General features: G+C 61.7%; 18 protein-coding genes and 3 tRNA genes. All 21 read left to right on the plus strand.

All coding sequences use genetic code 11. The features are described 5' to 3' along the window. Nucleotides 1–53: 53 nt before the first annotated feature. A tRNA-Ser gene (locus Q0H50_RS00270) sits at nucleotides 54–145 on the plus strand. Between the two features lie 76 nt (nucleotides 146–221). Beyond that, nucleotides 222–314, plus strand: a tRNA-Ser gene (locus tag Q0H50_RS00275). A gap of 252 nt (nucleotides 315–566) precedes the next feature. After that, on the plus strand, nucleotides 567–1,040 hold the full coding sequence (locus Q0H50_RS00280; RefSeq protein WP_294418131.1) for a transcriptional regulator: 474 nt from the start codon (nucleotides 567–569) through the stop codon (nucleotides 1,038–1,040). A 134-nt stretch (nucleotides 1,041–1,174) separates the two neighbouring features. Beyond that, on the plus strand, nucleotides 1,175–1,717 hold the full coding sequence (locus Q0H50_RS00285) for a hypothetical protein (protein ID WP_294418132.1): 543 nt from the start codon (nucleotides 1,175–1,177) through the stop codon (nucleotides 1,715–1,717). A 350-nt stretch (nucleotides 1,718–2,067) separates the two neighbouring features. Continuing rightward, on the plus strand, nucleotides 2,068–2,361 hold the full coding sequence (gene rpsF, locus Q0H50_RS00290) for a 30S ribosomal protein S6 (RefSeq protein ID WP_118349403.1): 294 nt from the start codon (nucleotides 2,068–2,070) through the stop codon (nucleotides 2,359–2,361). A 49-nt stretch (nucleotides 2,362–2,410) separates the two neighbouring features. Next, entirely contained in the window at nucleotides 2,411–2,878 is a 468-nt protein-coding gene (gene ssb / locus Q0H50_RS00295; RefSeq protein ID WP_294418133.1) for a single-stranded DNA-binding protein, read from the plus strand. A gap of 18 nt (nucleotides 2,879–2,896) precedes the next feature. Then, on the plus strand, nucleotides 2,897–3,157 hold the full coding sequence (gene rpsR / locus Q0H50_RS00300) for a 30S ribosomal protein S18 (RefSeq protein WP_042432253.1): 261 nt from the start codon (nucleotides 2,897–2,899) through the stop codon (nucleotides 3,155–3,157). A gap of 15 nt (nucleotides 3,158–3,172) precedes the next feature. Further along, nucleotides 3,173–3,700, plus strand: coding sequence for a 50S ribosomal protein L9 (gene rplI / locus Q0H50_RS00305; RefSeq protein WP_294415243.1), 528 nt, complete (start codon nucleotides 3,173–3,175; stop codon nucleotides 3,698–3,700). 313 nt (nucleotides 3,701–4,013) lie between these two features. Further along, on the plus strand, nucleotides 4,014–5,426 hold the full coding sequence (gene dnaB, locus Q0H50_RS00310) for a replicative DNA helicase (RefSeq protein ID WP_294418134.1): 1,413 nt from the start codon (nucleotides 4,014–4,016) through the stop codon (nucleotides 5,424–5,426). A 35-nt stretch (nucleotides 5,427–5,461) separates the two neighbouring features. Next, the gene (locus Q0H50_RS00315; RefSeq protein WP_294418135.1) at nucleotides 5,462–6,748 is read left to right on the plus strand and encodes a DNA repair exonuclease; all 1,287 of its coding nucleotides are present in this window, start codon (nucleotides 5,462–5,464) and stop codon (nucleotides 6,746–6,748) included. Continuing rightward, entirely contained in the window at nucleotides 6,748–8,925 is a 2,178-nt protein-coding gene (locus tag Q0H50_RS00320) for an ATP-binding protein (protein WP_294418136.1), read from the plus strand. The genes Q0H50_RS00315 and Q0H50_RS00320 overlap by 1 nt, the downstream gene beginning before the upstream one ends. Before the next feature lie 45 nt (nucleotides 8,926–8,970). Further along, nucleotides 8,971–10,281: an adenylosuccinate synthase gene (locus Q0H50_RS00325; RefSeq protein WP_294418137.1), complete on the plus strand. Its 1,311-nt coding sequence runs from the start codon at nucleotides 8,971–8,973 to the stop codon at nucleotides 10,279–10,281. A gap of 123 nt (nucleotides 10,282–10,404) precedes the next feature. Next, entirely contained in the window at nucleotides 10,405–11,697 is a 1,293-nt protein-coding gene (purD, locus tag Q0H50_RS00330; RefSeq protein ID WP_294418138.1) for a phosphoribosylamine--glycine ligase, read from the plus strand. Between the two features lie 324 nt (nucleotides 11,698–12,021). Next, complete coding sequence (locus Q0H50_RS00335; RefSeq protein WP_294418139.1) at nucleotides 12,022–13,350, plus strand: coproporphyrinogen III oxidase family protein; 1,329 nt, start codon at nucleotides 12,022–12,024, stop codon at nucleotides 13,348–13,350. Nucleotides 13,351–13,598: 248 nt separating this feature from the next. Beyond that, nucleotides 13,599–13,674 (plus strand) — tRNA-Phe (locus Q0H50_RS00340). Between the two features lie 152 nt (nucleotides 13,675–13,826). Beyond that, nucleotides 13,827–14,297 (plus strand): 5-(carboxyamino)imidazole ribonucleotide mutase, encoded by a 471-nt coding sequence (purE, locus tag Q0H50_RS00345; RefSeq protein WP_276667854.1) that lies wholly within the window; start codon nucleotides 13,827–13,829, stop codon nucleotides 14,295–14,297. 146 nt (nucleotides 14,298–14,443) lie between these two features. After that, nucleotides 14,444–16,396: a thiamine pyrophosphate-dependent enzyme gene (locus Q0H50_RS00350; protein ID WP_294418140.1), complete on the plus strand. Its 1,953-nt coding sequence runs from the start codon at nucleotides 14,444–14,446 to the stop codon at nucleotides 16,394–16,396. A gap of 1 nt (nucleotide 16,397) precedes the next feature. Next, nucleotides 16,398–16,994: an indolepyruvate oxidoreductase subunit beta gene (locus Q0H50_RS00355; RefSeq protein WP_294418141.1), complete on the plus strand. Its 597-nt coding sequence runs from the start codon at nucleotides 16,398–16,400 to the stop codon at nucleotides 16,992–16,994. 301 nt (nucleotides 16,995–17,295) lie between these two features. After that, nucleotides 17,296–18,537, plus strand: coding sequence for a phenylacetate--CoA ligase family protein (locus tag Q0H50_RS00360; protein WP_294418142.1), 1,242 nt, complete (start codon nucleotides 17,296–17,298; stop codon nucleotides 18,535–18,537). 146 nt (nucleotides 18,538–18,683) lie between these two features. Continuing rightward, nucleotides 18,684–18,863, plus strand: coding sequence for a hypothetical protein (locus Q0H50_RS00365; RefSeq protein WP_294418143.1), 180 nt, complete (start codon nucleotides 18,684–18,686; stop codon nucleotides 18,861–18,863). Between the two features lie 200 nt (nucleotides 18,864–19,063). Further along, nucleotides 19,064–20,617: a sodium:solute symporter gene (locus tag Q0H50_RS00370; protein ID WP_294418144.1), complete on the plus strand. Its 1,554-nt coding sequence runs from the start codon at nucleotides 19,064–19,066 to the stop codon at nucleotides 20,615–20,617. The last annotated feature ends 17 nt before the right edge of the window (nucleotides 20,618–20,634 follow it).

A 20,634-nucleotide genomic window follows, 5' to 3' on the forward strand; every position in this document is an offset into this window, starting at 1 on the left:
GCTGCATGAGCGCACGAGAGAAAACGTGAATGCAATGCAGTCTGTAAGCAAGCGGAGAGATGACCGAGCTGGCCGAAGGTGCACGATTGGAAATCGTGTATACGCCAAAAGCGTATCTGGGGTTCGAATCCCCATCTCTCCGCCAGATTATCCCGGCGGAACCTTTACGGTAACGCCTTTTTTGTAGGTCGGCATAAATACGCAGCCGACCCACCCCATGCGGAGGGGTGGCAGAGTGGTTGAATGCGGCGGTCTCGAAAACCGTTTCACCGGCAACCCCGGTGACGAGGGTTCGAATCCCTCCTCCTCCGCCAGGAAACTTGAAGCCCTTGCAATCGCAAGGGCTTTTTCATTTTCCCGGGCGGTTGCGCTATTGTTTTGGGGTTCTAAAACCAAGAAACAATCTTATTCATGAATAATCATATCTATGAATATAACCTGGGAAAATAGTAATCCACGGAGTGTTTATGGATAACATGTTTCACGTGAAACATCGTATGAGCAACGCTCATATACTCAAGCTATTCGAAATCATCCTTACCTTACCGGTATAGAAAGGAACCACCATGAACGAAGCCGTAAAGTCTTTGGCTCAGATGAAGAAAGCGAACAAGCTTGTCCGCCTGGCATTCCGTAAGAACGGCCCGAAAAGCTTCAAGCGCGGTCAGGGCGCGCTGTTGCAGGCCCTGCTGGTTAACGATGGCGCAACCCAGCGCGAGCTCACCAAGACGCTGGGCATGAACCGCAGCAACTTGAAGGACATCGTGAAAAAGGCCGAGCGCAACGAATATGTGACCATCGAGTCTGTTGATCAGCCGCGTACCTACGCAGTGAAGCTGACCGAGCTTGGTCGCGAGCTAGCCGAGAAGCGCGCCGCTGCCAACGATAAGACCGCCGAGGACATCATCTCCTGCCTGAGCGCCGAAGAGGTCGCCCAGCTCGATGCTATTACCGAGAAGCTGATCCTGGCGATGAAGGACAAGGATATCTGCGGTAAGAAGAAGGGCTATAAGGTGCGTCGTAAGCGTCATCGTCGCTAATAGCCGAACGCGGATTTTAAGCGGTTCGTTGCAACAACGATAGCGCCGCATGAAAGCCACGCTACACTGGATGCATCATGGAATGCATGCGGGGGCGTGGCTTTCGCATTGTAAGAAACCGAAAGGATACGGCAATGGCTGATCGCGTTGTTGAAAACCCGGAAAACGAAGTTCCCGAGATTCCCGAGATTCTGGAGAAGGTGCTGCTGTTCTCGCTGGATGAGGCGAAGCAGAAGCTGACCCAGAGCAACGAAGTGGTTCCGTTCACTGCGCTGGCGGTCAAGGACAACCTGTTCATCGAGAACCACCCCGGCGAATCCGTGGAGGCGTGCTTCAATGCGGCTCGCCACACGGTGCAGCATGCCCAGGGTGCACAGGCTTATGCGCTGTGCTACGACGGATACGTTGAGGTTGACGAAGGCACCAAGGACGCCCTTATCGCCGAGGGCGGCGTGCCCGGCACTGATAAGGGTTTTGCTGTGGGCTACCTGTACGAGTGCTCCGAGGACGGCACCGTCGAGTTCGAGGACGAACCGGCATACATCGGCGAGGCCCCGAACTTCATGATCGCCCTGAAGGCCCCGGGCGAGTACAGCGACGACGAGATCGACGAGAAGTACACCGCCGAGGACGAGACCGAGTTCGAAGTGGCGGACGAGGGTTCCGAAGAGGAGTAGCTCGAATGGTGCGAGATTGGCAAACCATGTAAGCTTATCAAGCCAAGCTTCGGGCTAACGATAGATGCGAAGGCGGTTCACCTGCAAGGTTCAGGTGAACCGCCTTCGTTATTTCGACAAGGGTTCTGCAAGATGGCGTGCCTATAGTTGGAGATGCGGGCAGACGGCGGGCTGTGGAGCAGGGGCCTGCCGCCTGAGGTGCGGCGATGTGTTGAAACGGTGCAGAAGGAAGAAAGCAAGGTGAAAGGCTGGCATTGAGGAATCGGGCTTGATAATATAGTCAGGCTAATTCCTGCCCCGGTGTGTGCCTTCACCAGCCCGGGGCCGTAAAGTCCAAAGGAGGTGAGCTGATGAAGGCTTACGAACTGCTGTTTATTGTTGCTCCGTCTACCGACGAGGAAACCCGTGCAAATACGATGAATCGTATCCAGGGCGTTATCACGTCCGCCGAGGGTTCCGTCGACAACGTTGACGAGTGGGGCAAGCGTAAACTCGCTTACGAGATCAATGGTCTGACCGACGGTGTCTACACCCTCATCGATTTCCACGCTGATCCCGCCGAGGTTGCAGAACTCGATCGCGTGCTGCGCATCTCTGATGTCGTTGTTCGCCACATGATCGTGAAGCGCACCGACCGCGAATAGGATTACGTAGGGGCCCTCAAGGTCCCAGCATGAGAAGAGGTAGATACACATGAGCATCAATCGTGTCATGATCAGCGGAAATCTTACGCGCGACGCCGAAATTCGTTCCACGCAAAGCGGTATGGCCATCCTGGGGTTCGGCGTTGCGGTCAACGACCGCCGCAAGAACCAGCAGACCGGCGAATGGGAGGATTACCCGAACTTCGTCGATTGCACCATGTTCGGCACCCGTGGCGAGAAGCTGCAGCCCTACCTTACGAAGGGCACGAAAGTGGCCATCGAGGGCAAGCTTCGTTACAGCTCGTGGGAGCGCGAGGGTCAGCGCCGCAGCAAGCTTGAAGTGATCGTCGACGAGTTGGAGTTCATGTCCAGCCGCAACGGCAACAGCGCCAACCAGGGTTACGACAACGGCATGACCGCAGGTTACGCCCCGCAGCCCGCACCGATGGCCGCTCCCGTTGCAGCTCCGATCGTAGATGCCTCTGCTTCGGTTTACGACGAAGACATCCCGTTTTAAGCGAAAGAGGTTTACCAAATGTCCGACTACGCGAAGCAGCCTCGTCGCAAGTACTGCCAGTTCTGCAAAGAGGACGCGGAGTACATCGACTACAAAGATACTCAGATGCTGCGCAAGTATGTTACCGACCGCGGGAAGATCAAGCCGCGCCGCGTGACGGGTGCCTGCACCCAGCACCAGCGTGACATCGCGAACGCCGTGAAGCGCGCTCGCGAGATGGCTCTGATGCCCTACGCGGTTCCCGCAATTAGCGGCCGCGGCGACCGCCGCAATCGCTAGGCGCAAGGAGGAACCATGAAAGTCATCCTGCTCCAAGAGCTCAAGGGCAAGGGCGGCGAAGGCGACGTCGTGGACGTGGCCCCCGGTTTTGCCAACAACTACCTGATGCCGCAGGGCATCGCCATCCTGGCTACGAAGGGCAACCTGAAGCAGCTGGAGATGCGCAAGAACAACATCGCCAAGCGCGAGGCTACTCGCCTGGCCGATGCTGACAAGCTGAAGTCCGTGCTCGACGGTGCTTCCGTGAAGGTCGACGCGAAGGTCGGCGAAGAGGGCCAGCTGTTCGGCTCCGTTACCGCCACCCAGATCGCCGAGGCCATCAAGGAGGCTCTGGGCGTGGAGATCGACCGCCGTCGCATCGAGGCTGGCAAGGCCATCAAGACCGCCGGTCAGCACGAGGTCGTCATCTCCATCTACCGTGACATCAAGGCCACGGTCACGCTGCTGGTGGGCATCGACGAGGTTGCCGCCGAGGAAGAGGCCGAAGAGGTCGAGACCGAGGCTGTTGCCGAGGAGGCTGCTGCTGAAGAGGCCGCTGAATAACTCAGCGCTTTAAAGCGAACTAGCGAATCCCCCGTACGCAAGTGCGGGGGATTTTTCTATTTGCGGGCAATTAGCGAATCTTCATTCATGTGATAGTTAAAGAGGCGCGTGTCCCCTGCTTGGGCGTACCACATGGCGCTTGTTGCTGTTTCGGGTGACGTGGGGTGCATTAATGCTCGGCAGAGATTCGGGCAATGTGCATAGTATCAATCCTGCTTGGAGTTTCTGCAGGTGTTCAGGTGACGCCCTGCGGCATCCGCGGCGCAACTCTGAGTGCGGTATGATAAGCCGGATACAAGAAAGGATGAGCAGCATGTCCGTTGACGTTCCCTACAATCCCGATTTCGCCCCTGAGGTGCCCGAGAGCTCCTCGATCCGAAAAATGGAGCCGCAAAACATCGAAGCTGAGAAGTCGGTGTTGGCGGCGTGCCTGCTCAATCAGGAGGCCATCGAGGATGTTGCCGCCAAGCTCATCCCTGACAACTTCTATCGAGCTGCTCACCAGCGCATATTCGAGGCCATGCTCGACCTCTATACGCGTCACATCCCGCTTGACCAGATCTCGGTTGCCGATAACCTGAAGGCATCGGGTCAGCTTGAGGCCGTTGGCGGCCAGGCGTACATCTTGGAGCTTGCCAGCAACTCCTTTGCCCTGGTCAACTGGCAGAACCATGTCGAGATCGTCAAGCGCACGTCCATCCTGCGCGACCTCATCCGCGCATCCGGCGAAATCCGCTCGCTTGCCTACGATGCCCCCGATGACCTGGGCGTCGTTGTGGAACAGGCGGAGAAAACGCTGTTCGCGGTCACGGAGAAGCGCGTTTCCAGCGCATTCACCGGCATCGACACGCTACTGGTCGACGCCTTCGAGGAACTGCAGGAGATGGCCGCGCAGGAGAACAAGATCTCGGGCGTGGCATCGGGCTTCAAGGACGTTGACGACCTGTTCCACGGCTTTCGTGGCGGCGACCTGGTCATCCTTGCGGCTCGCCCTGGTGTCGGCAAGACGGCCTTCGCCCTGAACCTGTGCACGAGTGCGGCGAAGCTGGGCGCCACCGTGGCGTTCCTGTCCTTGGAAATGAGCGCCTCCCAGCTGGTGCAACGTGTCCTTGCGTCCGAAGCGCGCGTCAGCCTGTCGAAGCTGCGCGCCGGCCAGGTGCAGGACGCGGACTGGGCGGCCATCATCGAGGCATCCAGCAACCTTTCCAAACTGAAGATCGAGTTTGACGATACGCCGGCGCTTTCCATCCTTGAGCTGCGCGCGAAGGCGCGACGTGAGCTGCGCGATGCCGAGAAGGGCCTGATCATCGTCGACTACCTGCAGCTGATGCAGCCGCCGCAGGCGCGTCGCGATGGCAACCGCGCCGTCGAGGTCGCTGAGATCTCGCGTGGCCTGAAGGTGCTCGCGAAAGAGATGGACATGCCCGTCATCGCGCTGTCGCAGCTCTCCCGTGCCGTGGAGATGCGCGGCAAGAAGCGCCCGATGCTGTCCGACCTGCGTGAATCCGGCGCTATCGAGCAGGACGCCGACATCGTCATGTTCATCGACCGAAGCATGGACGAGATGGAGGCGGAAAGCGAGGACCGTCCCGATTTGGGCACCGCCGAGCTGATCGTCGCCAAGCACCGCAACGGTCCCACGCGCGATATCACGCTCGCCTTCAACGCGGAATACACGCGCTTCATGGACTTCATCGACGATTCGCGCGTTCCCGACTATATGTAGCGCACGCAACGACGGGGCCGGGGTAAACTGAAGCTATGACTGAGAGCCTGACATTCCTCCACACCGCCGATCTTCACCTTGGCGCGCCGTTCCGCGGCCTTGCCAAGGTGTCGCCAGCTTGGGCTGCCCGACTGGTGCAGGCCATCGCGGAAGCGTTCGATCGCGTGATAGACACGGCTATTTCCCGCAAGGTCGACTTCGTGGTCATCTCGGGAGACGTGTTCGACGCGTCGCGCGCATCATACGGCGATTACCTGCGGTTCTTCGAGGGGATGCGCACGCTGGGGAAAGCGGGCATCCCGGTATACTTGATCACGGGAAACCACGACCCTTACACCTCGTGGCAGCAAAGCACGTTTTCCTTGCCGGAGAATGCGCACATGTTGCCGGCTGACAAGCCGGGTTTCGAGCTGTTCAGGCGCAATGGGGAGCCGCTTTGCATCATCGGCGGCCGCGGCTATTACAACCAATCCTGGCCGATAGACGAATGCATCGCCGACGGGATCACGCGCGATGCGGCGATTGCCGCCCTTCGTCAGTGCGAACCTGACGTTGCGCAGGCTCCCTTCGCCATAGGCATGCTGCATACCGGGTTGAACCTCGACCCCGTGAAAGCGCCGGTCAATCCCTCGGTGCTGCTTTCCGCCGGCATGGACTACTGGGCGTGCGGGCATATCCACATGCGCTATATCCATCCCAGCGAAGATGATCCGCGGATCGCGTTCTCGGGCTGCATTCAAGGGCGCGACATCAAGGAAACGGGCCCGCGCGGGGCACAGCTGGTCACGCTTTCCGAAGGTGCGGCACCGCGGCTCGAGTTCATCCCCACGGCAAGCGTGGTGTGGCAGCGCCTGCGCGTCGACGTGTCCGACTGCACCACGTTGCCCGAGATCAGCGACCTGATTATCCGGGAGCTGTTCCGTGCGAACGGCAAAGCGCATTGCGAGGAAATGATCTCGCGCATCGCGCTGACGGGTACGACTGCGCTTCACGAGGTGCTTTCCCGTCCCGATGTGCTCGAGGACCTGCGAAAGCACGTGAACGATTCGTATGCGTCGTTCTTCTGCGACACCATGGTCGACGAAACGCAAGAGCCGCGCGATAAGCAGGCCTTGCGCGAGGAAGGGCTGTTCCCGGCGGTGTTTTTGCGCGTCGCCGAGACGCAGCGGTCCCTTCCCGAAGAGCAGATCGCCTTCCTGCAGCAGGAATTCCTCGATCGAGGGCTTCAGATGCCGTCGAGCTGTGCCGGCAAGGTGGGGAAGCTGTCTGAGCAGGCTGAGGATCTGGTGCTCGATATGCTGTCGCAAGGGGAAGAGCGCTAGTGGGCAAGTATCTGGAACACATCAAGATGGACGCGTTCGGCGCGTTCTCCAATCGCCTGATCGGGCCGTTCGGGCCGGGCATGAACGTGGTGTTCGGCCGCAACGAGGCCGGCAAGACCACGTTTGCCCAGTTCGTCGGCGGCGTCTTGTTCGGTTGGGAAGAGGCGCGTGGTCAGCGCAACACTTACAAGCCCGACAACGCGGAACGTGCGGGAACGCTGTTCTTCGCCAACGAGGACGGGACGGAAGCTTCGCAGGTATCGCGCATCCGCAACGCCGACGGCCTGCAGGGAGACACGTCGGTCGCCGACGACATCGACCGCGAAACATACCGCACCATGTTCAGCCTGACCAGCGACGAGCTTCGCCAGCTGCGCAACACCACCGACGTGACGGCCAAGCTGCTCACGGCCGGATCCGGCACGGGGGCTTCCCCAGCGCACACGCTGACCGCGCTGCAAGAGCGCCTGGCGCAGTTCACCTCGAAGGCGGCCGCGTCGGAGAAATCGCTGGTGAAGCTTGAATCCGAGCAGGATGAGCTGCGTCGCCGCATCGCCGCCGAGTCCGACCGCGTGGAGCGCCTGAAGCGCGAGGACCGCGAGTTCGCCGAGCTGAAACCGCAGCGAGACGAGCTGCTGGCCAAGATCGGCGACCTGAACACCGCCATCGAAACCCTGAAGGCGAACCGCAAAACGCTGGAGAAGACCGAGGCGGACGAAGCTGAGCTGCAGGAGAAGATCGCCGAGCTTCGCGCTCAAGAGGAAAGCCTGCGTTGCGAGCATAGGCTGGCGCAGCGCGAGCATCCCGCCGAGCTCGCGGGCATCACGGCCACCGAAGAGCGTCACCTGCGCGATCGCATCGAGGCGCTTGCCGTCCAGGAGGCGAAGACGGAGCACGCCGTCGACCTGGCCCGCGACAATTACGCGACCTCGAAGGCGGCCTATGAGGCCATGCTCGAGGCGCAGGACGAGCAGGGCGAGACCATGCGCGCCCGTCGCCAGCAGCGCGTGCAGATCGGGCTTTCCGTGGCGCTGCCCGTGGCCTTCATGTTCGCGGGCATTCCGCTGTTCATGCACGGCCGCGAGATAACCAGCCTGTCGTTCACCGCGCTGGGCTTTTTCCTGGTGCTCGTGGCGGTGGTGCTTGCCGCGGCCTCGTTGATCATGCTGTTCAAACCGGGAAAGAAGGGCGACGAGCGCTCCCAGCGCGTTCAGGACCGGCACTGGGTCATGCTTCAGGACAAGAAAAAGCTGGAGGCATGCCTGGCCGAACGGGAGCAGCAGCGCCAGTCCGTGCAGGCCGAGCTTGCCGCCATGGGGCTTTCGGAAGCCAAGGATTCCCTGCGTCACGCCCGCGCGCTGCTCGACGAGGCGAAGGATGTACGCGCGGAGAACGCCCTGTATCTGCAGCGCAAGCAGGCGCTCGTGTCGCGCCGCACGGCGTTGGAGGAGTCGCTTGAGAAGGCGCGCGAAACGCGCGAGGGCATGTACGCCGAAATCGGCATGCGCCGCGAACGCGGCACGCTCGAGGCCGTGGACGCCTTCATCGCGCGCAAAACGCGTCAGCGCGAGGGCCTGATGGAGACGAGCGAGCACCTGAACCGCCGCTACGGCGAGCTTCGCCAGCTGCTTTCCCAGGCGAAGGGGGAGCGCAGCTTCGACGAGCTCAAGCTTCAGGCCCAGCAGCTCCAAACGCGTCGCGACGAGGCGGCCATGGAGTTCGCGAAGCTGCTGCTCGCGCGCCACATGCTCGAGGCGGCCATAGCGTCGTGGGAGAGCAAAAGCCAGCCCGAGGTGTACGCCCGCGCAAGCGAGCTGCTCAGCCTGATGACCGACGGCAAGTGGGTGAAGGTGTCCATGAGCGCCGACGGCCGCCTTCAGGTGACCGATTCCCTGCGCACCGTGCGCGAGCCCGTGCATCTGTCGCTGGGCACGTGCCAGCAGCTATACCTGGCGCTGCGCATCGCGCTGCTCGTCACCGCCGACAACGTGGGACGCGCCGTTCCCATCATCGCGGACGACATCCTGGTGAACTTCGACTCCCAGCGCCGTGCGGGCGCTGCGAAGGCGTTGGCCCAGCTGGCGCATCATCGACAGGTCATTTTGCTGACCTGCCATGAAGAAATCGTTGAAACCATGCGCGTGGCCGATCCGGGCCTTACCGAAGTGGTTCTGTAGTACACTGTGAGGGTTGCGACACTGTTATCGAAAGGATGCGCACACATGCCCAGCACCGTTCTGGTTGGCGCCCAATGGGGCGACGAAGGCAAAGGCAAGATCACCGATCTTATTGCTAGCGAATACGATTACGTCGTCCGTTATCAGGGCGGCAACAACGCAGGCCATACCGTTATCCACGGCGACAAGAAGCTGGCGCTTCATCTGATGCCCTCCGGCGTCATGTACGAGAACGCCATTCCTGTTATCGGCAACGGCGTGGTGGTGGACCCCGGCGTGCTGGTCAAGGAAATGGCCATGCTCGAGGCCGAGGGCATCTCCTGCAAGAACCTCAAGATCAGCGGCGACGCGCATGTCATCATGCCGTACCATAAAGATCTCGACGGCGCCGACGAGAAGAGCCTGGGCGATCACAAGATCGGCACCACCAAGCGCGGCATCGGCCCGTGCTACCAGGACAAGGTGGCCCGCAAGGGCATCCGCATCCAGGACCTCATGGACGAGAAGATCTTCCGCCTGAAGGTCGAGACCGCCCTGGTTCAGAAGAACGCCATCCTGGAGAAGATCTACGGCCTGCACACCTATACGGTCGAGGAGATCTGCGAGGAGTACCTGCCCTACGCCCGCATCCTCAAGCAATACATGGCCGAGACCAGCCAGATGCTGAACAACGCCGTGCGCGAGGGCAAGTCCATCCTGTTCGAGGGCGCGCAGGGCACGCTGCTCGACATCGATCACGGCACGTATCCCTACGTCACGTCCTCTTCCTGCTGCGCCGGCGGCGCTGCCACGGGCTCGGGCGTGGGCCCGGTCAACATCGACCGCGTGCTGGGCATCCAGAAGGCTTACATCACCCGCGTCGGCGGCGGTCCTTTCCCCACCGAGCTGAAGTACGTCGAGGATGGCGGTCAGAGCCCGGATGCCGAGGATGGCGAGACGCTGTGCCAGGTCGGCCATGAGTACGGCGTGACCACGGGCCGCAAGCGCCGCTGCGGCTGGTTCGACGCCGTCATCGCGCGCTACGCCGCCGATGTCAACGGCCTGACCGACGTGGCCCTGACCAAGCTCGACGTGCTTTCCGCCTTCGACACCATCAAGGTGTGCGTGGCCTACGAGTGCAACGGCGAGCGTTACGATTACTTCCCCATGCAGCAAAGCGTGCTGTTCCACGCCAAGCCCGTGTACGAGGAGCTGCCCGGCTGGAAGGGCGAGGACATCACCTCCTGCCGCACGTTCGACGAGCTGCCGGAGAACGCCAAGAGCTACGTGGAGTATCTCGAGAAGAAGGTGGGCGTGCCCATCAGCATCGTGGCCGTCGGCCCCGATCGCGATCAGACCATCATGCGCGGCTGGTAAGGCGCCGATAAGCTTGATGAGCTGCTGTCACTGAATAGCGAAGCGAATCCCGTGCGGGGCTGCATGAGTCTGCAGTCCCGCACACGCATATTATCCGAGAGCTGGAAATGGAGGGTTAGTTACATGAACATCTTGGTTTTGGGCGGCGGCGGCCGTGAGCACGCCATTGCGTGGGCCTTGGCGAAATCCCCCCGTACCGACAACCTGTACGCGGCCCCGGGCAACGGCGGCACGGACTCCGTCGCGCAGAACGTGGCGGGCCTGAACGCCGAGGATGGCCAGGCCGTCCTGGAATTTGTGAAGGGCAACGCCATCGACCTGGTGGTTATCGGCCCGGAAGCGCCGCTGGTGGCGGGCGTGGCCGACGTGCTGCGCGAAGCCGGCGTGGCGGTCTTCGGCCCCGATGCGCAGGGTGCGCAGCTCGAGGGCAGCAAGACGTACAGCAAGGAGTTCATGCAGGCCAACGGCATCCCCACGGCTCGCTACGGCAGCTTCACCGAGCTTGAGCCGGCGCTTGAGTACGTGCGCGAGCTGGGAGCCCCCGTCGTCGTGAAGGCCGACGGCCTGGCGGCCGGCAAGGGCGTCGTGGTTGCCGACACCATCGAGGTTGCCGAGAACGCCGTGCGCAGCTGCTTCGACGGCGCGTTCGGCTCCGCGGGCTCGAAGGTGCTCGTGGAGGAGTGCCTGACCGGTCCGGAGTGCTCGCTGCTCGCGTTCGTTTCCGGCGGCAAGGCGCACTGCATGGCAACCGCCCAGGATCACAAGCGCGCCTTCGACGGTGACCGCGGCCCGAATACGGGCGGCATGGGCGTGTACTCTCCGGTGCCCATCGTCACTGACGAGGAACTCGCCGACATGACGCACATGATGAAGGTCGCCGCAGCCGCAACGGCGCGCGAGCCCTTCAAGAACGATTACCGCGGCGTGCTCTACGGTGGCTTCATGCTGACGCCCGAGGGGCCGAAGGTGTTGGAGTATAACGCCCGTTTCGGCGACCCCGAGACGCAGGTCGTGCTGCCGCGCCTGAAGACCGACCTGGTCGACGTCATGATGGCCGTGGCCGAAGGCCGTCCCGACGATATCGAGCTGGAGTGGGACGACCAGTGGGCCGTGTGCGTGGTGCTGGCTTCCGCCGGCTACCCGGGCAAGTACGAGAAGGGCAAGGTCATCCTGGGCGTTGAGGATGCCGAGGCCATGGAGGGCGTGACGGTGTTCCATGCCGGCACCGCCCGCAACGCCGATGGCGAGCTCGTCACCGCCGGCGGCCGCGTGCTCAACGTGGTCGCGCTGGGCAAGACGTTCGACGACGCCCGCGAGAAGGCCTACGAGGCCTGCGACGTCATCAACTTCGAGGGCAAGCAGCTTCGCTCCGACATCGGCGCAAAGGCCGCTGCAGGTCGCGGCGCCTGGGCGTAAGGCTTCAAGCGCAGACGTATGCGGTGGCCCGGACGGAAACGCCTTTCTTTGGCCGATACGTCTGCGTGCTGGAAGCGGTTTCGCGCACGATGGCTTTGCGCACGGCGTATCGGGCGGGAGGGGCCGTCAGGCGCAGACCGATGCGGCGAACTAGCTGGGGATTCCCCTCAGCAGCCGATACGTCTGCGTGTGGACGGCGGCTCCGCGCTTGCGGCGGGCCTTTCGTGCACGGGGAGCGAAGCTTTCGTCGAGATTATATGAGACTGAAACGGTAGGATATAATTCCTACCGTTTTCACTAGGACGAGAAAAGGAGCGCGCGTACATGCTGTCAGAGCGCCTGCTTACGAACGTGGTTCGTCAATGCACGAACCAGTACCTGAAGCTCAAACCCACCGATGAGGTGATGATGCCTGCTCCTGAGCAGGGGAAACGCTACATGCTGTACATGCACGTGCCGTTCTGCGAGCGTCTGTGCCCGTACTGCAGCTTCAACAGGTTCCCGTTCAGCGAGGAGCGCGCCCGCCCGTACTTCGAGAACATACGCAAGGAGATGCGCATGTTGAAAGACCTGGGCTACGACTTCGACAGCGTCTATATCGGCGGCGGCACCCCCACCATCATGATCGATGAGCTGTGCGACACCATCGACCAGGCGCGCGAGCTGTTCAACATCCAGGAGGTTTCGAGCGAGACGAACCCGAACCATCTGATTCCCAGCTATCTGGACAAGCTGCAGGGCCGCGTGCAGCGCCTGTCCGTCGGTGTGCAAAGCTTCGACGACGGCTTGCTCAAGCAGATGGATCGCTACGACAAATACGGCTGCGGCCAGGAGATTCTCGAGCGCATCCAGGATGCCAGCCCGTACTTCGTATCCATGAACGCCGACATGATCTTCAACTTCCCGGCGCAAACCGAGGACATCCTGATCAACGACATCGAGCGCGTCATCGAGAGCGGCTGCACGCAGACCACGTTCTACCCGCTGATGGCATCGCCGTCGGTCGAGCGCAGCCTGGCCCGTACCGTGGGCAAGGTGGATTACGCCCGCGAGCAAAAGTACTACGAGATCATCAGCGAATTGCTGACGGGCGGCCCCTTGCATCTGTTCGAGCACGGTTCGGCTTGGACGTTCAACAAGAGGAACACGTCGGCATCCGGCGAGGGCGCCATGATCGACGAGTACGTGGTCGACTACGAGGAGTATCCGGCCATCGGCAGCGGCGGTATCACGTATCTGGGCAGCAACCTGTACGTGAACACCTTCAGCGTGAAGGACTACAACAAGTGCATCGAGGCAGGTCATATGTCCATTATGGGAAAAACCACCTTTAGCAAGCGCGATCGCATGCGCTACCGCTTCATGATGCAGCTGTTCGGCCTACGTCTTGACAAGCGCCAGTTCAAGAAGGACTTCGGCTGCTCGGTGGAGATGGGCCTGCCGGTGGAGATGGCGTTCATGAAGGCCTCGGGCGCGTTCGCAACGGACAACGCCGACGAGCTGACGCTGACCCCGAAGGGCCGTTACCTGCTGGTGGTCATGATGCGCCAGTTCTTCATCGGCGTGAACAACCTGCGCGACCAGGCTCGCGCCGCGCTTCCCGGCGAGGAGAAGGAGCTGCTGTTCGGCAGCGGCTGCGCCGAGTGCAAGTAGCTTGGTGCGTTGCAGAAAGGGCATATGAACCGCGTCTTTGGCAGTGATTTCGTGGTCGATTTCGCAAGCTGTTGTTGAGCGGTCTTAAGCGAGTTGGCGTATTTGCTGGTCACGCGCTCGTTTAAGGGGTCGGTTCGAGATTGCTTTGCTTAGAGCGAAAGCGTATCTTGAAAAAGTTTGAAAACAGGGTTGACGAATAGCGTTCGCTGCCGTAATATACTAACTCGCGTTCGCAACGAACGACTTCTGGTCGGGTAGCTCAGTTGGTAGAGCAGGGGACTGAAAATCCCCGTGCCGAGGGTTCAAGTCCCCCTCCGACCACCATGAACTTAGAAAGCCCGATGGTGAAAACCATCGGGCTTTTTGCTTTTCCGGCGCCCTTCAATCTCCAATAATTTGCGTGCGGTTTTTCTTATGCGTCATCTTCCGCGCTACACTGCCTTTGAGAGCAAATCACGTGTTGAAAGGGTTGCGAAATGTCTTGCGATCATAAGAATCCCGTCATCGGCATCATCATGGGCTCCGAGAGCGACATGCCCGCCATGGAGCCTTGCATGAAGCAGCTCGAGGAGTTCGGCGTCCCGTACGAGGTGAAGGTTGCCAGCGCGCACCGCAAGCCCGCCGAGGTGCATGAGTGGGCCTCCACTGCGCATGAGCGCGGCATCAAGGTCATCATCGCCGCTGCCGGCAAGGCTGCCCACTTGGGCGGCGTGGTTGCCGCTTACACCCCGGACCCGGTTATCGCCGTCCCCATGAAGACGAGCGATCTGGGCGGTCTTGATTCGCTGCTGTCCATGGTGCAGATGCCCTCCGGCGTGCCGGTTGCCACCGTTGCCATCAACGGCGCGAAGAACGCTGCTATTTTGGCCGTGCAAATCATGGGCACCGGCTGCGACGGCGCCCGCCAGAAGATCATCGACATGAAGAAGGCCATGGCCGAGGCGTAAAGCCGGCCACTTGCGAAAGGGCGACGGGGCAACCTGTCGCCCTTTTGCTATCATGAACAGGTATCAAGACGATTCTCCCGACGCTGTTTCACGTGAAACAGAACAGGGAGCGATTCCTGAAATCAGGCTTTGAAGCGGGGAAACATATGACGAAGAAACTGCTAATGGGCAACGAGGCGTTCGCCCATGCCGCACTTGAGGCGGGGGTGTGCGTTGTTGCGGGTTATCCCGGGACGCCGTCGTCCGAGGTGACGGAAACCGTGGCGAAGCTCCATGCTTCCGGCGCCGCCAAGGGTGTCCATGTGGAGTGGTCCACGAACGAGAAGAGCGCGCTTGAGCTGCTTGCCGGCGCATCGTACTGCGGCGCACGTACATTGTTCGCCTGCAAGCAGGTGGGCCTGAACGTGGCAAGCGATCCGCTGATGAGCCTGAACTACGTGGGCGTGAAGGGCGGCACGGTGTTGTTCGTCGCCGACGATCCCGGCCCTATCTCGTCGCAGACTGAGCAGGACACGCGTAGGTTCGGCAACTTCGCCAAGGTGCCGGTGCTCGACCCGGCAACGCCCGATCAGGGCTTCGCCATGATGAAGGCGGCGTTTGAGCTTTCGGAACGCTATAAAACGCCGGTCATCGTCCGTCCCACCACGCGTGTGTGCCATGCTTCGACCTTCTTCGACGTTGCAGAGGAAACGCATGCCAAGCCCGTGCCCGAGGAAGGCTTCGAGCGCGGACCGCGCTGGGTCATTTTCCCGAAGCGCGCCTATGAGGGCCATGGGGAGATCAACGAGCGCCTGCGCGCAATCGCCACCGACTATGCGACGAACCCTGTTTTCGGTGAATTCAATCCCGTTGACGAGCGTCGCGTGGCTGGTCAAATCACCCGTTTCGGCATCGTCGCCGGCGGCGTGTCTGCAGCTTACGCACTCGAGGCGCTGCGCCTGCTCGAAGAGCGCGCGAACGAGCGTGGCGTGCAGCTGCCGGCGTATCGCTTCTGGCAGGTGGGCACCCCCTTCCCGTTCCCCGAGCGTACGTGCGCCGAGTTCACCAAGGGCCTGACCGACGTGCTCGTGCTCGAGGAGCTCGACCATGTGCTCGAGGATGAGCTGCTGGCGTTCGCCGGCAAGACGCATGCTGAATACAACACGCACGGCAAGCTGACGGGCGAAGCGCGCGATCGCGGCGAGAACGACGTCGACGACATCCTTGCCCGCTTGGCCGTCTACCTTGGCGTCCCCGAGTTGGCTGAGGCCGAGGACGCTGCGACCTACGACGACGCCGACCCCGAGCAGCCCCTGCCGATTCGCCCGCCGGTGCTGTGCCCGGGCTGCCCGCATCGCGGCAGCTTCTACGCCGTTAAGCGCGCGCTGGGCAAGACCCCGGCCGTGTTCTGCGGCGATATCGGATGTTACACGCTGGGCAACGCCATGCCGCTCGATGCGGTGGACACGTGCCTGTGCATGGGCGCCGGCATCACCATGGCGCAGGGTTTCTCCGTGGTCGAGCCGCAGAAGAAGGCCCTGGCGTTCGTCGGCGACTCGACGTTTTTCGCCAGCGGCTTGCCGGGAATCGTGAACGCCGTGTACAACGGCCACGACTTCACGCTGTGCGTGCTCGACAACGCAACCACCGCCATGACGGGCAGCCAGCCGCATCCGGGCACGGGCGTGACGCTGATGGGCGAGCGCCGCAAGCCGGTTTCCATCGAGGGCGTGCTGAAGGCGGTGGGCTTCGAGTGCATCGTGCACGCCGACCCGCTGAACCTGCAGCAGTCCATCGATGCCGCGCGTGAGGCGATCGATTTCGAGGGGCCTTCCGCCATCATGTTCGAAAGCCCCTGCGTGCAGCTGTTCAAGCCGGCTGCTCCTGTGGTGTTGGACGCGCAGCGTTGTACGGGTTGCAAAAAGTGCATCACCGAGATCGGATGCCCCGGCATCGGCTTCAACGCCGACGCCCGCGGCCCGAAAAGCGGGGAGCGCGGCCAGGCGTTCATCGACGCCGGCCAGTGCAACGGGTGCGGGCTGTGCACGCAGGTGTGCCCGTTCGATTGCATCTCCGTGGTCGACGCCGCATCCGCCGCTAGCGAGAAGAAGGAGGCCTAGCATGCTGAACATCCTGCTCACGGGCGTAGGCGGCCAGGGAACGGTTTTGGCTGCGAAGGTGCTTGCCCAGGCCGCTTTGGAAAAGGGCTGGCAGGTGCGCACGGCCGAGACCATCGGCATGGCGCAGCGCGGCGGCAACGTGGTGTCGCATGTGCGTATCGGCAACAAGGGCGAGCAGGTGCATGCGCCCCTGGTCAGCCGGGGTACCACCGACTTGATCATCGCGTTCGAGCCGGCCGAGGCCGCGCGCGTGCTGTCCTACCTTGCCCCCGCGGGAACGTTGGTGTTCGCCACCACCGCGGTTCAGCCGGTGACGGCGGCGCTGTCGAAGAACCCGTACCGCGCAAGCGATGTGATCGCGAACATGGAGCGCGCGCTGGCCGGCACGCAGGCGAAGCTCGTGCCCGTCGACGATGCGGCGCTCACGAAGGAGGCTGGAAGCCGCAAGGTGCTTAACAGCCTGCTGTTGGCCAAGGCCTTGCAAACCGGATGCGTGCCGATCGATGTCGAAGACCTTCGCGCGGCGATCTCCGCCTGCGTCAAGCCGCGCTTCGTGGATATGAACCTGGAAGCCATCAACGTGGCGGTGGGGGAATAGCGCGCAAAACCCTGCGTTACAAGCAACGGGACCGCAAATCGGTCCCGTTGCCGTTTTTGGGGGTTGCCTGCAGTGAGGTTTGGCCTACAATGGCCAGTATGACTTCGGTATTCGACATCCACTTCTCCTCAGCCGCGCGCAACGCGTTGGCTGGTCGATGGCTTTAGCTTCAAGACCTGTAAGGCTTGGGGCCGATTTGTCGTGCTTCCCTGCAGCTTTTTCGGGCTTGAAGCGCCTACGCACTTTTCCTCACACAGCATGAATAACAACAGAGCAAGCCATTTGAACAAGGGAGCATACTATGCAGATGAAGCCGGAGCAGCTTGAGATCATCAAAGAGCAGTTCAAAACCCTGAAGGACCGTTCGGCTTTCTACGCCCGCAAATTCAAGGACATCGATCTGTCCGACGTGCAGACCCAGGAAGATTTCGAGAAGCTGCCGTTCTCGGAAAAGGCCGATTTGCGCGAGGCATACCCGCTGGGACTGCAGGCAGTGCCGGATGAGAAGATCATCCGCATCCACAGCTCCTCGGGCACCACGGGCACCCCGGTCGTCATCCCCTACACGCAGAAGGACGTCGACGATTGGGCCACCATGTTCGCGCGCTGCTACGAGACGGCGGGCATCACGAACACCGACCGCATCCAGATCACCCCTGGTTACGGCCTGTGGACTGCCGGCATCGGTTTTCAGCTGGGCTGCGAGCGCCTGGGCGCCATGGCCATCCCCATGGGTCCCGGCAACACCGAAAAGCAGCTGCAGATGATGCAGGACCTGCATTCCACCGTCATCACGGGCACGTCCAGCTATGCGCTGCTGCTTGCCGAGGAGATCGAGAAGCGCGGTCTGCGCGACAAGCTCGACCTGCGCAAGGGCGTCATCGGCTCCGAGCGCTGGGGCGAGAAGATGCGCCAGCGCATCTCCAACGAGCTGGGCATCGAGATCTTCGACATCTACGGCCTGACCGAGATCTACGGCCCGGGCATCGGCATCTCCTGCGAAGAGCACCACGGCATGCACATCTGGGAAGACTACGTGTACTGCGAGATCATCGACCCGAAGACCGGCGAGCAGCTGCCTGACGGCGAAGTCGGCGAGCTGGTGCTCACCACGCTGCGCAAGGAAGGCGCGCCGCTGATCCGCTACCGCACGCACGACCTTACGCGCATCATCCCCGGCGACTGCAAGTGCAAGTTCGGCAGCCACCATCCGCGTATCGACATCCTGACGGGCCGCACCGACGACATGGTCAAGGTGAAGGGCTGCAACATGTTCCCCTCCCAGATCGAGGAGGTGCTGCAGTTCACCGACGGCGCGTCGTCCGAGTATCAGGTAATGATCGAGGCCGTGAACGGCCGCGACGTGCTCACGGTGCTGTTCGAGACGCCGCTTGAGGGCGAGGAGCGCGAGCAATGCGAGCAGCAGTTGGCGGCCATCTTCAAGGCGAAGATCGGCTGCACCCCCGAGGCGAAGGGCGTCCCCATGGGCGAGCTGCCGCGCAGCGAGAAGAAGTCGAAGCGCATCTTCGACTCCCGCTACTAAAAGCTTGCGAACAAGTTGAATGCGAAGCGAAGCCGGGCCACGTCCGGCTTCGCTTTTCCTAATACGAACCTGTTCGCTAGGAAATAATGTTGCCGTTCGGGAAAATCCTGGACGGAAAGACACTCGACTGTGGTAGAGTAGCGCCCATGAGCATCGTGAACGGACATATCGCCGCATCCCGCAGCGCTCAGCAGACCGCTGAGCTGGCTGCCATGCTGCGCGCTTCCGATGTCCAAATGGTGTCTTTTGCCGGCAAGGCCGCTGCTGAATCCGGCGCGACGAAGCCCTGCCTTCCTTCCTATTATTATTCCTATCGATACCTGTAGCACACGGGGCTTAGCCGCTGCGTGCGTCCGTTAGACGTGGCGTATGTTCGCAGCGAACTCGGGCTTGTGCCGTGTGCGTCTCCGGGTTGGGTGAATCAGATGCGTTCGCTTGCCCAGCCGTGTCCTTGACGAGGGGCAGCTGCTTTCCGAACAGGGAAGATTCCACGGTCTACACGATATCGATCGGTAAAGGAACGATCATGGTCGCAAAAATCTGCATGGTTTTGATTTTCGTCGGCGTGGCGGTCGGCGTCGGCTTGTACTGCCGACGTACCACCACCAGCGTCGACGGTTTCGTTCTGGGTGGGCGCAACGTCGGCCCTTGGATGAGCGCATTCGCATATGGTACCAGCTACTTCTCCGCCGTGGTGTTCGTCGGCTACGCCGGCCAGTTCGGTTGGAAGTACGGCATCGCCGCCGTGTGGGCCGGCATCGGCAACGCTATCCTGGGCAGCCTTTTGGCTTGGTGGGTGCTCGGCCCGCGCACGCGTGAGATGACGCATCGTCTGGGCGCCACCACCATGCCCGAGTTCTTCGGCAAGCGTTTCCAGTCGAAGGGCCTGCGTATCGCCAGCGCGGCCATCATCTTCGTCTTCCTGATCCCGTACACCGCAAGCGTGTACAACGGCTTGTCCCGCCTCTTTGGCATGGCGTTCGGCCTTCCTTACGAGGTGTGCGTCATCGGCATGGCCGTCATCACGTGCCTGTACGTGGTGCTGGGCGGTTACATGGCAACCGTCATGAACGACTTCCTGCAGGGCATCGTCATGCTGTTCGGCATCGTTGCGGTCATCGCGGCGGTCATCCTGAACAACGGCGGCTTCAGCGAGGCCATCACCACGCTGTCGCAGATCTCGGCCGAGGGCTCTCAGATGGCCGGCCCGTTCGTCAGCATGTTCGGCCCCGACTTGTTCAACCTGCTCGGCGTTGTGGTGCTGACCAGCCTTGGCACCTGGGGTTTGCCGCAGATGGTGCAGAAGTTCTACGCCATCAAATCCGGCCCGGCGGTGAAGCAGGGCGCCATCATCTCCACGCTGTTCGCGTTCGTGGTCGCCGGCGGCAGCTACTTCCTGGGCGGTTTCGGTCGTCTGTACGCTGACAAGATCGAGATCGGCCCCACCGGCGTTCCGGTGTACGACTCCATCATCCCGACCATGCTGTCCACTCTGCCCGATATCCTCATCGGCATCGTGATCGTGCTCGTGCTGTCCGCCAGCATGTCCACGCTGTCCTCGCTTGTGCTGACCTCGTCCTCCACGCTGACGCTCGACCTTCTTCAAGGTAACGTGGTGAAGAAGATGAGCGAGCAGAGCAAGCTCGGCTGGATGCGCGTCCTCATCGTGGTGTTCATCATCGTGTCCGCCGCGCTGGCGTTGATCCAGTACAACTCCTCCATCACGTTCATCGCGCAGCTCATGGGCATCTCCTGGGGCGCGTTGGCCGGCGCGTTCCTCGGCCCGTTATTGTGGGGTCTGTACTCTGGGCGCATCTCCAAGGCCGCCGTGTGGTGCAGCTTCATCGTGGGCGTGTGCCTGACCAGCGGGAACATGGTGCTCACCCTGATGGGCACGCCGCTGATCGCCAGCCCCATCAACTGCGGCGCCTTGGCCATGCTGCTGTCGCTGGTCATCGTGCCGGTGGTCAGCCTGTTCACCAAATCCGTTCCGTTTGAGGTGAACCCGCCCAGCCCCGAGGGCGCTATCGACCGTGAATACCAGCAGGAGCTGGCCGCGGAACGCAAGGCGGCGGAATAGCCTTTCGTTCGCGGTTT

It is taken from the genome of uncultured Senegalimassilia sp., from assembly GCF_934632265.1.
Lineage (GTDB): Bacteria > Actinomycetota > Coriobacteriia > Coriobacteriales > Eggerthellaceae > Senegalimassilia.